Here is a 14,090-nt window from a genome sequence, read left to right on the forward strand (position 1 = left end):
TTCACTCCTGTGCCACATGAACCAGGGCTGAGTCGATCGCCGATGCCTGGGTCGAGATCGACGGTGCCATAGTCGCAGTTACGGGCGCGCGACGGCATCTCGACCACCACGTTGTGAACCCGTAGCCAGGTTGTCCACAGATTCGACCCAAACAACCAGTGGAATCGGCGTGTTATCCACAACTACGCTGAAACACGACTTGTCGCCCGTGCGGTGCGAGCGCCGTCTACTACCTGGGTCCGTCGAGCCAGTAAACAGCGCGAACGCGACGTTACCGTCCGTGGCGTCAGGTTCGACCGCGACCATCAGCACCGCTGGCGCGGTATCAGATGTAGGTGTGGTGCTTTCAGCCGCCGCGATTAGTCCAGTTCTGCCGACGCCGACTGCGAGGCCCGCAAGAATCGGCCAGGTGGGACCGCTTGAGCGCCCACCTAGGGCCGCCTTCCCGTGAGGCTGCAGTTACGTTGTTAACCACTTTCGGATTCGGCGGCCGTCGGGACCCACTTCTCTTGCGTATGCTGCCACTTCGGGGTCTCGTTCAGATATGAACTGAAGGACTCGATGGGAGACGACGAGGATTCCGCGGTGTCCTCGAGAGAAGTCGTCACGCATGAGCTTTCCCGTAACTACTAGAAGCGCTATCTCTGGGAGTATCACTTCGACTCCTTCTTCGGCGTACTCCCATACTTTCGCCGTGGCCGATCCCAAGGTGTAACCCGAGAACTGCATGGGCGCCATCTCCTCGGCGAATTTCTGGGTAACCGCGCAGTATCCGTATCGACCCATGATCACGTGGGTGCTCGTGTAGTCGAAGTAGAACTCAGCAGATAGAGCAGTACCCTCATCGGATTCTGAAGTCCTAAGGACATGCGCTGTGGGGTATGCATGCAATGCATAGAACCCCTTGCCTGGTTCCTGCTCGCTCAAATCATGCATCTAAAACCTCCAGTTTCATCGCGTCATTCATCCAGGCGTCAACTATATCTTCAAATATTTCCCGGATGGCGTCCACGCCAATCCCTTTCCTGATATTCGGATTGGATCGAATTTCGTCGATAGTTCCTTCAGCTACACCTAGCGACCTAAGAATATCGTCTGCCAGCTCGGTTCCGTAGATTGGGGGAGAGGGCACCATCATTCCTCCGATCAGGATGTCGATGAGGAGCTGTCCGAACCTTAGGCCGCGGCGTACCTCAGGGAACCTCTCCGGCGGTATCGGAGGCGCGCCCTTACCCGGTTCAATTCCCAGCGCCTCGTAGATTACATTCCACGCTATACGTACCAGAGATAGATGAATCTCGTTGTTGTCACTCATCCAGAATCCGCGCAGGTTCCCGGGAGCGTGTCGCTCCAGACTGTCGAAGAGTTCCGGAAAGGAGTCAAATATTGTTTGCTCAATTGCGTGATGAATCACCTTTCCAATTGGGCTGTTTCCAGTGAACTGCCAGTAGATAAAGCGGTAGTTATTGAGGACGAGCTTCGCTAGTTCATACAGTGGATCACCGGGCTCAGGTGCCGGAACCTCGCCTTGGGGAAGGCGAGGATTTTCCTGCCCTGTGTCGGCATCGGGGTCGCCGCCTGGTTCGTTTGGTGTCTCTCCGGTCAGAAGCGTGCGGATTTGGTCTACGATCTCGCCGATTCTTCCGGGTACCTCACGTGGTCCGACCTCATCTGGACCACGCCCGGGGCCGATTGGCGTGCGTGGTTCACCAAATGGCGGCTCGTCGTCCGGCATCTTCGGATGCTTCGGCGGATTCCAGGGCTTGATTCTGTCAGGTTCATCAAGATCCGGAGGCCGCCGTGTTGGGACCCCCTGATCTTCACCTTCGCCCGGCGACTGCGGATCTGGGCTTTCATCTGGACCTGTTTGGTCCGGCGTATCTCCTGGTGTCGTCGGACCCGGGTAGTCGCCTGGGCTATCTGGGCCAGGCGCATCGCCAGGTTGCTCATCCGGTCCGGGGTCGGGGCTGTCGCCAGGCTTCACCCTAGGTGATGGGGTGCGCGGCTCGATCCGATGTTTTGGAGTGCTCTCGCCCCGCTTCGGCGGTGTCTCAGGTACCAGCTCTCGGCCGAGAATCACCGCGAGCCGCATCATTTGCTCGGTCGTGATGCTCGATATCGTCCTGCCGTCCATCAACGCGTCGAGGATCTCCGGCTGGGCTCTGAGCAACTCCATCCCGAGCTCGTTGGCAACCTGGGCTGCCCTCGCCTGCCCATACATCGCGACAAACGCAGCCCACAAGAACACGAATGCTAGACCACTAATTGCGATCGGCCACCCGACCGGCTGTACGTCATTCTCAGGAGGAGCCGTGTTCGGGATGTTCGGCGACGGCGTGGGTTGGTTTCCGTACCCTCCGTCTTGGCCGGAGTCTCCGTTGTACGTACCGCCCGTCCCGCCAGTACCGGTGCCGGCTTGGTCTCCCGTGGTGGCTGTGCCAGATTGCGTCTGGTCGTCTGTTGTCCCGCCTTGATTGGACTGTTCCAGCTCGTGCTGGTTCTCTTGCTGCTGATTCTCCTGTTGGTTTTGCTGCTGTTCGTTGCGTTGCTTTTCCTGGCGTTCACTGTCGTCCTCGGTGGTCCCACTCGGCGCGATCGCGGTGTAGTTGTCGATCGCCGCGGCCGGTCTCCGTAGACGCGGTGCTGCCGGTCGCCGGGAGTATGCACCCGCAAGTGCGGCCGCGCCCCCAAGAAGCCACCAGACTGTCGGGACCTCGCCGTTCGGCTCGGGCTCCGCGGCTCCTGCTGTCTCAGTGGGCGCGGGCGTTCGAGCTGGGTTGTGCGGTGTGCGCCCGACATCGGGGGTTCCGACAGGTTGTGGTGTCTGCGGGACTACCGACGAGTCGGAGCCTCGTTGAGGTGACATTGTTGTCGTAGGGGACCGTGGATGGTCTGTTGTGCCGCCAACGATCGGAGTTCCGTCGCCCTGGCCAGGTCCTGGACCGGCGTTTCCGCCAATCACTGGTCCACCGTCAGAGGCACCGGGGGCACCAGGCGTAGCGGTTGGTGCGTTCATGGTCGGCGGAGGCGTGTACGTGGGCACGCTGATGCATGGCCAACTTGGACCGTACTGTGCTCGCATTTGGTCACACAGTGCGTCTGCATCGGCGGTTCCGGTACCGGTCAACCCCGCGAGTGCCAGCGTACCGGCCACCGCTGCGGCGCCAGTGACCGCAGCGAGCGCCGAGGCCCGGCGAAGAAGATAGTGTCCCCCCATCACCACCTACCTCAGTTCATCTTCGTTCGGACCGCGGCGGTGATCGCATCTATGCCGGTCCAGAACCAACGGCCGCCGATCGACATCACCAGGAAGAACACCAAGAACACCGGTACCTGACCGTGCTCGACGCTCCACCGACCGAGGTTCGACATGTTCATCGCTGCGGCAACGAGGATCGCGCAGCCAGCGATGAACGCCAAGACGGTCCAAACCGGAATCGATGAGGCCCCACCCCTCGAAGGAGCCCCTTGCTTCCGATCGTCGTCCGGTCCGCGGTCCTTCGCGTGCTGCGGCGCTCGTCGACCACTTGCCGCTTCGAGATCTGTCGTTGATGTCATTTGTCCCCCAAATGTGACGGTGAAAGAGTTGCGCTCGGCCGATGCCGACCGGGTAGCCGCGGTCAGAGGCGATGCGGTTTGCCGTACAAACTGAACGTGTTGTCGTTGGCTTTGGACGTCATAGCGACTCGCACATAAGCCCGAACCGAGGGACGCGCCCCCACGCATCCGGAGATTTCGATGCGCACGCCCTCCATGCGAGCTCCGGCCGACGGCCCACGCAGCGGCTTGGTCGCGAATGGAACGTCGACGCTGGTGCCGTTACGTAGTGTCGTCGAGATGTTCGGCATGACCTGCGCGCCGATGACAAGAGCCGGCGGATACGAGATCGACATCTGAGCCGTCGGCCCACCTGTCACACCCACGTTCACCCCGTCCATCTGCCACTGACACGCGACCTGGAAACCCGTGGTCAACACCGCGGCGTCCACCGGAACCGCGCCGGCACCTGTCACCGATGCTTCACCCCGCAGATCCACAAACGCTTCGTACGACTTGTGGCCGCGGCTGAGCGCGCGAACACGATCGATCCGCTCAGCAGACTTGGTCAGCCGCACCGTCCACCCATCATCAGAAACGCGCGTGATGCTCTGATCGGCGAATGTCGCACCGGGTTTGGCCTCAGCGGTGCCCGCTGACACCGCAGCCCCACTCGTGGCAGCGGCGACGACCAACGCTGCACCAAGAATCTGTCTACGCACGAGTGACCTCCATCGTTAAGAAACCGGTTTGCCGGTACGTTGCAGCACGGTAGCAGGTTGCCCGCAGTCCGCAAAGCTCTCCCACGCAACACGGCCATGACCCAGACAGCGTCCGAAACGTCAGCTAGGACGGGTGTTCGCTCGTCCGATGCTTCGCGAACACCATACTTGCTGCACAGCAGCACTTATGTGGCCTCGAAGCGCCACCGGTCCTCGTCATCTGATCAGTGTATTTCGGGCGTACTGCGCTTGCGTGTGGTGCCCGACTGGCCCCAATGTGTGACGCCATGACCATCGTCTCGAACCGGCACACCGGTATGGAAATCAGTCCAGAGCTCGGCTCACACTCGAGCACGATCGACCGGCGAACAGTTCATCGTCGCGCGATCAGCGAGGTTCTCGTGAGCAGTATCGCCCCTCTCCATGGGTGTGCTGACGGGCGTTTCGTCGTGTCAGCACAGCTGCCGCGTGCGCACGCGTACTTTCCACCCGTGGCAGGTCGGCACGATCCCATGCTTCTCGCCGAAGTGCTCCGCCAAGCTGTTATCGCTATCAGCCACGAGTTCCTAGGCGTCCCGTTCGGGCACCACTTCACGATGCAAGCTTTGAGCATCTCGGTGACCACGTCACCGTTTCCGTCATTTACCGAACCCGCCGACCTGGTTGTGGAGGTTGGCATCTCCAATGCCCAGACCCTCGACGATGGCCTGTGCGCGATCGATGTCGATCTGACCTTCATGCACGGCACCAGCACCATCGCCTACGGGTCCGGACAGGCTCGGATCTTTGCTCCGGCGGCGTACGCCAGACTCCGGCAACCGATCCTTGCCATCGAGGCATCGCACATGCCGATCGAGAATCAGGCCGGTTCGGATCGACCCGGCATCTGTGTGCTCGACGGCTGCGGCGCTGCGGGAACGTGGCGTCTACGCGTCGATCCGGGGCATCCGACCTTCTTCGACCATCCCAGCGATCATGTCCCCGGAATGCTCATCCTCGAAGGATTCCGGCAGGCCGCCCTTCAGCAAACGCAGAACGGGCACAACCTGCTCGCGACCATGAGCGCTCGCCTGCACCGCTTCGGCGAACTCGATCGAGAAACCACCATCAGCATCGTCAACGACACAGCACCTGGCGTACACCTACAGTGCCGTCAAGACGATCACCTGCTCGCCGAAGCCACCGTCACCTTCAGCCCGACCCGTTCATGAACCAGGTTCTCGACACGACCGGAACCAAGAGATCGCAGGCAACAACATGCGCCCTGTGCAGCCGCTACGGGCGTTACTGGTTGCCCGTCCACCTGGCGGCACGTATGGCATCCAGTGGCGTCGACGAGTCCGGGCGAACCAAGCCGGGCAACAGAAGGCCCCACATCTCATCGATACGCGCTTCCAGATCTAACCGACGACTGCGAACGTTCGACACCAGCTGAACGCCAGTGAACGCCGCAATAACGAAGCGTCCCAACGCGTCCGGATCCACCGTCGCCAACAAGTCGCCTTCAGCGATCGCCTGCACCGCCAACTCTCGGCACGCCGAGATCCAACCCTCGTACGGCCCCGCGGGACCATCCGCTGCGCTCTGTTCCAGAGTCAACCGAATACCCGCCGTGACCGCCACATCGTCAACGATCTGCCGGCCCATCTCATGGCACAGCATCACAATCTGCGCCAACGCAGGCGCCGCCGACCCAGCGATGGACTCAACAGCGGCGATCGACAACTCGTGCTGCCGGTCAATCACAGCCTTGGCCAAATCCTCCTTCGACTGGAAATGAAAGTAGAGCGCACCTCGAGTAACACCGGTCCTATCGACGATGTCATTGAGCTTCGCGCGCTCATACCCGAACTCGGCAAACACCTGCGACGCGCCATCAAGGATCAACTCGTATGTAACCGCTGCCCGAGCCTGTTTGACCATCACCACACCCTTCCACGCCCACTCGACACCGTCGGTAACAGCACGAACTCTAACGCCAACCTCTCCCGCCCCGCCCACGACAGGAGTTACCCATGACACAACGCACCGTAGTAATCACCGGCGCCACCGGGTTCGTCGGCAGCGCGATCACCAGGGCGCTCGCCGCACAACCAACCACCCGAGTCATCGCACTATCCCGAACCAGAACCTCACCCATCGCGAACGTCACCCCGGTCCACGCCGACATCACCGATCGCAGTGCCATCCGTGCAGCTCTACACACGGCCGACATGGTCATTCACGCCGCCGCCTACAGCGGGACCGACACAGAACGTGCAGACGAGATCAACACCAAGGGCACCCGAAACCTCGTAGACGCGGCACACTCACACCAGATCAACGACATCGTCTACATCAGCTCCATCGGCGTCCTCGGCGACGGCCCCTTCCAGGACGTTCCAGACAACGCCCCAGCACGCCCAGCAACACACACCAGCCTCACCCGCGTCCACGCCGAGAACGCCGTCACCGCGCACGGCGGCCTCGTCATCCGCCCGGCATTCACGCACGGCCCACACCCCAACTCGTTCACCGAAGGACTCCGACGAATCACCACAACCCTCGGAGCCGTCGTCGACGGCGGCACCGCCCGACAGTCCACAACAAGCGTCGACGACCTCGCACGGCTCGTAGCCCACATAGCGGCGGACGAGCTGCATCATGACGATCGCGGCAACAGAATGAACTGGTCGACTGGAGAACCAAAGACCATAGGCGAACTCATCTCCTCGCTCTGCCCATTGGTGCCTGCAGATCTCGGTGCACTGACCTACGAGCAAGCAGCGTCCAGAGCCCGTCACGTCGGACTCAGCGAGCGGGCTCTCAACCTTGTCGGAACGGAGCACACGTTCGATTCCGGTTCAGGCGGATCGGAGACCGCTATCTGACCACCGCGTTGTGAACCCGCGACCGGGTTGTCCACAGATTCGACTCAAACATGCAGCAGAATCGGCGTGTTATCCACAAATACGCTGAACCATCTAAATCGGACTACCGATCTGCCTAGTCTCATTCGCATGACTCGGGGGACGATCGATTCGCGCAGCGACTACCAGTTGGTACAGGACCACGCCCGCGGCGAGGCCTCTGCATTCCACGAACTGATCGCACGCCACCAGAACAAGCTGTGGGCCGTCGCATTGCGAACCACGGGAAACCACGACGACGCGTCGGACGCACTGCAGGAGGCGTTGTTATCGATCCACACTCGGGCTGACAGCTTCCGCAACGATTGCAGCGTATCGAGTTGGATGCATCGCATCGTCCTGAACGCTTCTCTCGATCGACTGCGCCGCGTCAAGCACCACAGTGCGTCCCTGCTGTTCGAGGACGACGAGTCACTCATCGATCCCCAGGACCACAACGCCGACATCGACTTGTCGGTGTCAATCGGCCGGGCCCTCGACGTCCTTCCCGCCGAACAGCGCGCGGTGATCGTGCTCGTCGACGTGTACGGCCACAGCGTCTGCGAGGCGTCACGAATGCTGGGCGTGCCCGAAGGCACGGTCAAAAGCCGGTGCAACCGGGCCCGCAAGAAGCTCGCGCTGGTACTGGGTCATCTGCGCGACGACGAATGACGATGCCAGCGACACGCCCGACCCGCTCGTAAATGGAACCCAAGTCCGGTTACATGCGTCCAACTGTTGAAGGGACCGAACAAGCGACGTGACGGCAGGCGGACAAATTCTGATGGAACACAACGGAGCGGTACGACGACCATTGGACGTCTCCGACTCCGAACCGACCGACAGCCCGAAGATCACCGCCGCGGTCGACGCGACGATCGCTGACCTCCGCTCGTTGAGGGATGAGGAGACGCCGGTACCTGAGGATGTCCAGGCCCGGATGCGACAGACCATCGCGAGCCTGACCCACCGCTGAACCTGAGCACCCCGGCCCGCCGGGAACATCAGCCCATATCCTTGTGTTGAACGTTGAGCCGCGCGAAAAGCACGCGCTCTACATACGCGACACGGAGGATAGATGAGCGACACCGACAACCAGATCCACGAACTGATCATCGTGGGTTCGGGACCCGCCGGCTACACGGCTGCGATCTACGCGGCACGTGCTGAGCTGTCGCCCGTCGTCTTCGAAGGCGTGTCGTTCGGCGGCGCTCTGATGACCACCACCGAAGTCGAGAACTTCCCCGGCTTCCAGAAGGGCATCCAGGGACCCGAGCTCATGGATGAGATGCGCGAGCAGGCGATCCGCTTCGGCGCCGATCTGCGCATCGAAGAGGTCGACACGATGCGCCTCGAAGGCGATATCAAAGAAGTCGAGGTCGGGGGAGAGGTGTACCGCGCACGCGCCGTGATCCTCGCAATGGGTGCCGCTGCCCGCTACCTCGGGGTTCCCGGCGAGCAGGAACTGCTCGGTCGCGGCGTCTCCTCGTGTGCCACGTGTGACGGCTTCTTCTTCAAGGAGCAGGACATCGTGGTGGTCGGCGGAGGCGACTCCGCCATGGAGGAGGCCACGTTCCTCACCAAGTTCGCCCGCAAGGTCAGCCTGATCCACCGTCGCGAGGAATTCCGCTCGTCGAAGATCATGCTTGAACGCGCTCGCGAGAACGACAAGATCGAGTTCGTCACTAACACTGCCGTCTCCGCAGTCAAGGGCGACGGATCCGTGTCCGAGCTCGAGCTGATCGACACCGTCACCGGCGAGACGCGCACCCTTGCCGCGACAGGCATGTTTGTCGCCATCGGTCACGACCCCCGCAGCTTACTCGTCAGCGGCCAGGTCGACCTCGACGACGAGGGCTACGTGAAGGTCGACGGCCGTTCCACGTACACCAACATCCCCGGCGTGTTCGCCTGCGGCGACCTCGTCGACCACACCTACCGCCAGGCGATCACCGCCGCCGGCAGCGGCTGCTCGGCCGCGATCGACGCCGAGCGTTGGCTCGCCGACCACGCCTGACAGTCCACCACTGATAAATAAGGAGCACTCCCATGGCAGTTCACACCGTTGACGTCACCGACGCCACGTTCGCGTCCGACGTCCTGGAATCAAACAAGCCCGTCCTGGTCGACTTCTGGGCCACCTGGTGCGGACCGTGCAAGATGGTGGCTCCCGTCCTCGACGAGATCGCCCGCGACAACGGCGAGAAGATCACCGTCGCCAAGATCGACATCGATGCCAACCCGGGAGTCGCCCGCGACTTCCAGATCATGTCAATCCCGACCATGATCCTGTTCGAGAACGGCAAGCCCACCAAGACCATTCAGGGCGCCAAGCCGAAGGCTGCGATCCTGCGGGAGCTCGCTCCAGTCCTCGAGTGACCATCGGGTCTCAATAGCCGACTTCATTTGTCGGCACCACCGGAGACCTGAGAGAATAGAGCGGTGCAGTGACGGCCGCCGATCTGCACAAGATCGGCGGCCGTCACCCTTTTGCGAGAGAGAAGTGGGGTTCTCCATGCCGGTATTGCGTCTGGGCGACCATGGCTCGGCAGTAGCCGAAGTCAGGGCGATCTTGGCATCACGGGGACTGCTCCCCGCCGCCCCGACAGCAGCGCCGAGCAATGAGCGGAGCCCGTGGTCTCCGCCAGAAGCAGTGTTCGACGCCGCCTGTGATCGGGCTGTCCGAGCGTTCCAGCAGGAGCGCGGACTCATCGTCGACGGCATCGTCGGACACGCCACGTACAACGCCCTCCGGGAAGCCTCGTACACGCTCGGCAGCCGAGTACTGCTGTACCGCCTCTCCGCCCCGATGACGGGGGACGACGTCGCGACCCTCCAGTCACGTCTACAGAACCTCGGCTACTACCACGGACTTGTCGACGGACTCTTCGGCGACGTCACCCACAACTCCGTTGGGCTGTACCAGACCGAGTACGGCCTCTCCTCAGACGGCATATGTGGACCGGAGACGCTTCGCTCACTCAACCGCCTCGGCACCCGCATCACCGGCGGCTCCCCGCACGCCATCCGGGAGGAGGAGCATGTCCGACGCTCCGGTCCCCAACTCACCGGCAAGCGGATCCTGATCGATCCGGGTGCCACCGACGACTCGGACGCAGCGATCCTGTGGGACCTCGCCTCGCGCTTGGAGGGTCGCATGTCAGCAGCGGGGATGGAGACCTTCCTGTCGCACGACGGCAAATCTTCACCCGACGACGATGAACGCGCCCGTGTCGCCAACCTCGCCGATGTCGACCTGATGATCTCGCTTCGCGCGGGCCATTACACCAACGATCATGCGAACGGCGTCGCGACGTTCTACTTCGGTAACACCCACGGCTCGTTCTCCACCATCGGCCGAAATCTGGCGAGCTACATACAGCGCGAACTCGTCGCGCGTACCGACTTCCTCGACTGCCGCACCCACGAACGCACCTGGAGCATCCTCCGACTCACTCGCATGCCTGTTGTTCTCGTGGAGGCCGGATACATCACCAATCCCCACGACGCGGCGATTCTGTCTGACGCCGCCGCCCGCGACACCATCGCAGAAGCGATCCTCGTCGCAGTGAAGCGCCTGTACCTTCTCGGCGAGAACGACCGCCCCACAGGTACGTACACCTTCGCCGATCTGCTCGAGGCAGAGCGAATCACACCGATGTAGTTCGACAAGTTTCCCGTGAAACAACGGCCCGGCTGAACTCAGCCGGGCCGTTTCTGTTGAGCACCGTTCCCTTACCGCTTGTCATCTCGCCGGGACGGGTCCGACAGCGATCGGTTGACGGTACCGACGGTTCGACTCGCTCCGCGGGTCTTGGGCGAGCCTACGAGAACAAAGGCACTCAACGACCAAGAGAGAGGATCGGTCAACGAGCAAGCTCGGCGAACTCTGCGTCCAGTTCACCCGGACCTTGATCCATCACGGCCGTTCATCGCCGCGGGAATCTACAGAGCATCAGCCGTGCTGCGACGTCTCCAGACTCAATCGACGCTGGGACCTGTCGTCCGGTGGGTGAAGCCGAAAAGGACCGGACAGCGTCGATTGATTCACGTGAAACATCCCACCACCAGCGGGCGCTTAGCGAATCAGCAGACGGGGGAGGGGAGGGGTGCAGGAGCCGCCAAATCGAGTTCGGCTTCAAGAACAAGCTTCTCGAGAGCTCGTTCAACCGCCGACTTCCATCCGAGCCCTTCGTCGAGTTCAAGACGCAAGCGAGGGAGATACAGATCGGGTGCCACAATCTCGAAGCCCGCGTCAAGCAAGAATGAGGTCGGCATGAGACAAACTTGGCAGGTGTCGGACGCCATGCCGCTACCGAGCATCAGGCCGACGAGGTCTTGTTCCAGCGGTTCCCGGCTACCGCTGAAACCAAACGCTTCAATGGCTCGAACGCCACGTCGGACGACATCACCGACGACCGCATCCACGAGGGTGTGGAGCGAATCCTCGAACCCGGGTTCAACACGCACAGTAGTCAACAGAACCGCGTCGGATCCGACAGGGCCGGTGGGGAACCGTCGAGCCCTTGGAACACGATTCGGAGGAGCGTAGAGCGCCGTGCCGACGACGTTCTCGGTGGTCGATTCAACGGCCACCTGACCGCAGGTACCCCACTCCAGGAGAAGTCCCGAGATCCAGGCTTCCTTGTCGAACTCGCTCTCCAGCGTTTCACGTGAAACGCCCGCGGATGGATCAAGCGACGCATCGCCGTCACCCTGGACCATCTCCCAGAACACGCAGCGGCGGGTGTGAGCCGGCAACGAATGGAACATTTCGAGTTCCAGAGGCGTCACTGACACACTCATCGCTGCTCCATTTCGGCGTGTTCTGGAAGTCCTGTCACTGTGACGTTTTGGACTGGTGCACCCGGATCGCTGCAAGCAAAACGAGTATTTCGGTCATCTACTTGGAGTCTGTGTTCTCCGCAATCACGGTGACAATGCGCTCAAGATCGTCGACAGAACCGAACTCGATGACGACTTTTCCCTTGCGCTTGCTCAGACTCACGGTCACCTTTGTGTCCAGGCGATCCGACAACCGATCCGCAACGTCCTGCAGACCAGGCATCTGCATCTGCTGACGCTTGCGCGGCGTGGCAGTCGGCACCGCACCATCGTGGTTGGCGAGTGTCACCGCCTCCTCTGTTGCACGAACCGACAGTCCCTCAGCGACGATGCGGGCCGCCAGCGCTTCCTGAGCGTCTGCGCCCGTCTCCAGGGAGAGAAGCGCCCGCGCGTGACCGGCCGAGAGGACGCCTGCAGCAACACGACGCTGAACGGGGATCGGGAGTTTCAGCAGACGGATCATGTTGGTGATCACCGGACGAGATCGACCCAGCCTGTTTGCCAGCTCCTCGTGTGTCACGTCAAACTCTTCAAGTAGCTGCTGATACGCGGCCGCTTCTTCCAACGGGTTCAACTGAGCACGATGAATATTCTCCAGCAGTGCATCACGCAGCATGTCGCCGTCAGGCGTCTGCCGAACGATCGCTGGAATGGCCTCGAGGCCGACGCTAGTCGCGGCGCGCCATCGACGCTCACCCATGATGAGCTGATACTTCACGCCTCCAACAGTGGGGGAGGGGAGCTCCCGCACCACGATCGGCTGCATCAGTCCGAACTCACGAATCGAATGCTCAAGCTCCGCGAGTGCCTCCTCATCGAAGACGGTTCGCGGCTGATGGGGATTCGGCTGTATCTGCGACGGCGGAATCTCGCGGTAAACCGCGCCCAGATCGTCGGAGCCTGATGTCGCGACGGTCGTGTCGGCCAGCGGGTCTGTCGAGACCGGAGAACCTGGGCGCGGAACTGCTCCGGACCCGCCGCCGATCACCACGTCAGCAGCCGCAGCACCCATTCGGGTGGTGTTCGTACCGTGCCCGTCTTCGGTAGGACCGGTCGGGATCAACGCGGCCAGACCACGTCCGAGTCCGCCACGACGCTGGACGTCACGCTGCTGTGCCATTACGCCAGACCTCCTTCAACCGCTGCACGCTGTGCCAGTTCACGAGACGCATCCAAATAGCTCATCGATCCACGTGAACCCGGGTCGTACTCAATGATCGTCATCCCGAAGCCAGGAGCCTCAGACACCTTCACGCTCCGGGGAATGATCGTCGACAACACCTTGTCTCCGAAGTGGCCACGGACCTCGGCAGCCACCTGATCGGCGAGCTTGGTGCGACCGTCGTACATGGTGAGGAGAATCGTCGAGACGTGCAGTTCCTTGTTCAGATGCGCCTGGACAAGCTCGATGTTCCGAAGCAGCTGGCCGACACCCTCCAGTGCGTAGTACTCACACTGGATCGGAATCAGCACTTCGCGTGCCGCCACCATTGCGTTGACGGTCAGCAGACCGAGCGATGGCGGGCAGTCGATCAAGACGTAGTCGATGCCGAGCTCGGCGAGCACGTCGTGATCCAACGCGTTGCGGAGCCTGCTCTCACGAGCGACAACCGACACCAGCTCAATCTCCGCGCCCGCGAGATCCAAAGTCGACGGCACGCAGTAGAGGCGCTCATTGGCGGGAGAGCGTTGGATGGCGTCTCGCAACGGCACATCGTCGAGCAACATCTCGTACACCGACGCGATACCGGGCTGACGATGATCGATGCCGAGAGCCGTGCTCGCATTGCCCTGTGGATCGAGGTCGATCACAAGCACTCCGAGTCCGTGAATCGCGAGCCCGGCAGCGAGATTCACGGCGGAGGTCGTCTTGCCGACGCCGCCCTTCTGATTCGCGACGGTCATGATCCGCGGACGTGCGGGGCGGGGGAGGGTACCGGTACCGCCGGGTGTCAGCACTTGACTGGCACGTTCAGCGGCCGCGGCGATTGGAGTGTCCCCATACTGCTGGGCCGGGGGAACGGACGGCGTTTCACGTGAAACAGAGGGTTCGTAGTGGGGCACCCCGGAGCTCCTTTTGTCGTTGCTTCCATTGTGC

Annotated in this window: 15 protein-coding genes; 7 read left to right on the forward strand and 8 right to left on the reverse strand. The window is 61.9% G+C overall.

Going from position 1 to position 14,090, the window contains the following annotated elements:
- Positions 1–459: 459 nt before the first annotated feature.
- The 4 genes from JVX90_RS18360 to JVX90_RS18375 form a co-directional block, all read right to left on the reverse strand.
- Positions 460–936 (reverse strand): hypothetical protein, encoded by a 477-nt coding sequence (locus JVX90_RS18360; protein ID WP_205330096.1) that lies wholly within the window; start codon positions 934–936, stop codon positions 460–462.
- Positions 929–2,248 carry a hypothetical protein gene (locus JVX90_RS18365; RefSeq protein ID WP_205330097.1) on the reverse strand — a complete coding sequence of 440 codons (1,320 nt, stop codon included), beginning with the start codon at positions 2,246–2,248 and terminating at the stop codon, positions 929–931. The genes JVX90_RS18360 and JVX90_RS18365 overlap by 8 nt, the downstream gene beginning before the upstream one ends.
- Before the next feature lie 980 nt (positions 2,249–3,228).
- Positions 3,229–3,420 (reverse strand): hypothetical protein, encoded by a 192-nt coding sequence (locus JVX90_RS18370; RefSeq protein ID WP_205330098.1) that lies wholly within the window; start codon positions 3,418–3,420, stop codon positions 3,229–3,231.
- 200 nt (positions 3,421–3,620) lie between these two features.
- Entirely contained in the window at positions 3,621–4,259 is a 639-nt protein-coding gene (locus JVX90_RS18375) for an MspA family porin (protein ID WP_240193956.1), read from the reverse strand.
- Positions 4,260–4,576: 317 nt separating this feature from the next.
- On the opposite strand from JVX90_RS18375, the gene JVX90_RS18380 reads away from it, so the two are divergent.
- The gene (locus JVX90_RS18380) at positions 4,577–5,470 is read left to right on the forward strand and encodes a ScbA/BarX family gamma-butyrolactone biosynthesis protein (protein ID WP_240194188.1); all 894 of its coding nucleotides are present in this window, start codon (positions 4,577–4,579) and stop codon (positions 5,468–5,470) included.
- 73 nt (positions 5,471–5,543) lie between these two features.
- Here the strand turns inward: JVX90_RS18380 and JVX90_RS18385 are convergent, their stop codons facing one another.
- Positions 5,544–6,182, reverse strand: coding sequence for a ScbR family autoregulator-binding transcription factor (locus JVX90_RS18385; protein WP_205330100.1), 639 nt, complete (start codon positions 6,180–6,182; stop codon positions 5,544–5,546).
- Between the two features lie 92 nt (positions 6,183–6,274).
- Between JVX90_RS18385 and JVX90_RS18390 the strand changes: the two genes are divergently transcribed.
- The 6 genes from JVX90_RS18390 to JVX90_RS18415 all read left to right on the forward strand — a co-directional run bounded on the left by JVX90_RS18390 (position 6,275) and on the right by JVX90_RS18415 (position 10,811).
- Positions 6,275–7,129: an NAD(P)-dependent oxidoreductase gene (locus JVX90_RS18390; RefSeq protein ID WP_205330101.1), complete on the forward strand. Its 855-nt coding sequence runs from the start codon at positions 6,275–6,277 to the stop codon at positions 7,127–7,129.
- Between the two features lie 129 nt (positions 7,130–7,258).
- Positions 7,259–7,819 (forward strand): RNA polymerase sigma factor SigM, encoded by a 561-nt coding sequence (gene sigM, locus JVX90_RS18395; RefSeq protein WP_205330102.1) that lies wholly within the window; start codon positions 7,259–7,261, stop codon positions 7,817–7,819.
- Positions 7,820–7,931: 112 nt separating this feature from the next.
- A complete protein-coding gene (locus JVX90_RS18400) occupies positions 7,932–8,123 on the forward strand; it encodes a hypothetical protein (RefSeq protein ID WP_205330103.1) in 192 nt (63 codons plus the stop codon).
- A 102-nt stretch (positions 8,124–8,225) separates the two neighbouring features.
- Positions 8,226–9,164 carry a thioredoxin-disulfide reductase gene (trxB, locus tag JVX90_RS18405; protein ID WP_205330104.1) on the forward strand — a complete coding sequence of 313 codons (939 nt, stop codon included), beginning with the start codon at positions 8,226–8,228 and terminating at the stop codon, positions 9,162–9,164.
- Positions 9,165–9,196: 32 nt separating this feature from the next.
- Positions 9,197–9,526 (forward strand): thioredoxin, encoded by a 330-nt coding sequence (trxA, locus tag JVX90_RS18410; protein WP_008381440.1) that lies wholly within the window; start codon positions 9,197–9,199, stop codon positions 9,524–9,526.
- Positions 9,527–9,662: 136 nt separating this feature from the next.
- Positions 9,663–10,811 (forward strand): N-acetylmuramoyl-L-alanine amidase, encoded by a 1,149-nt coding sequence (locus tag JVX90_RS18415; RefSeq protein WP_205330105.1) that lies wholly within the window; start codon positions 9,663–9,665, stop codon positions 10,809–10,811.
- 422 nt (positions 10,812–11,233) lie between these two features.
- Here JVX90_RS18415 and JVX90_RS18420 read toward each other — a convergent pair whose 3' ends face one another.
- From JVX90_RS18420 to JVX90_RS18430, 3 genes are all read right to left on the reverse strand, one after another.
- Entirely contained in the window at positions 11,234–11,953 is a 720-nt protein-coding gene (locus JVX90_RS18420; protein ID WP_205332493.1) for a hypothetical protein, read from the reverse strand.
- A 97-nt stretch (positions 11,954–12,050) separates the two neighbouring features.
- The gene (locus JVX90_RS18425) at positions 12,051–13,112 is read right to left on the reverse strand and encodes a ParB/RepB/Spo0J family partition protein (RefSeq protein WP_205330106.1); all 1,062 of its coding nucleotides are present in this window, start codon (positions 13,110–13,112) and stop codon (positions 12,051–12,053) included.
- Positions 13,112–14,056: a ParA family protein gene (locus JVX90_RS18430; RefSeq protein WP_240193957.1), complete on the reverse strand. Its 945-nt coding sequence runs from the start codon at positions 14,054–14,056 to the stop codon at positions 13,112–13,114. Before JVX90_RS18430 ends, JVX90_RS18425 begins: the two co-directional genes overlap by 1 nt.
- Positions 14,057–14,090: the final 34 nt, after the last annotated feature.

Source organism: Gordonia sp. PDNC005 (assembly GCF_016919385.1).
Classification (GTDB): Bacteria; Actinomycetota; Actinomycetes; order Mycobacteriales; family Mycobacteriaceae; genus Gordonia.

Excerpts from the sequence above, each read along its gene's own strand:
- JVX90_RS18360 (WP_205330096.1), bottom strand. The coding sequence starts at position 936 with ATGCATGATTTGAGCGAGCAGGAACCAGGCAAGGGGTTCTATGCATTG.
- JVX90_RS18380 (WP_240194188.1), top strand. The coding sequence starts at position 4,577 with ATGGAAATCAGTCCAGAGCTCGGCTCACACTCGAGCACGATCGACCGG.
- JVX90_RS18385 (WP_205330100.1), bottom strand. The coding sequence starts at position 6,182 with ATGGTCAAACAGGCTCGGGCAGCGGTTACATACGAGTTGATCCTTGAT.
- JVX90_RS18390 (WP_205330101.1), top strand. The coding sequence starts at position 6,275 with ATGACACAACGCACCGTAGTAATCACCGGCGCCACCGGGTTCGTCGGC.
- sigM (WP_205330102.1), top strand. The coding sequence starts at position 7,259 with ATGACTCGGGGGACGATCGATTCGCGCAGCGACTACCAGTTGGTACAG.
- JVX90_RS18400 (WP_205330103.1), top strand. The coding sequence starts at position 7,932 with ATGGAACACAACGGAGCGGTACGACGACCATTGGACGTCTCCGACTCC.
- trxB (WP_205330104.1), top strand. The coding sequence starts at position 8,226 with ATGAGCGACACCGACAACCAGATCCACGAACTGATCATCGTGGGTTCG.
- trxA (WP_008381440.1), top strand. The coding sequence starts at position 9,197 with ATGGCAGTTCACACCGTTGACGTCACCGACGCCACGTTCGCGTCCGAC.
- JVX90_RS18415 (WP_205330105.1), top strand. The coding sequence starts at position 9,663 with ATGCCGGTATTGCGTCTGGGCGACCATGGCTCGGCAGTAGCCGAAGTC.
- JVX90_RS18420 (WP_205332493.1), bottom strand. The coding sequence starts at position 11,953 with ATGAGTGTGTCAGTGACGCCTCTGGAACTCGAAATGTTCCATTCGTTG.
- JVX90_RS18425 (WP_205330106.1), bottom strand. The coding sequence starts at position 13,112 with ATGGCACAGCAGCGTGACGTCCAGCGTCGTGGCGGACTCGGACGTGGT.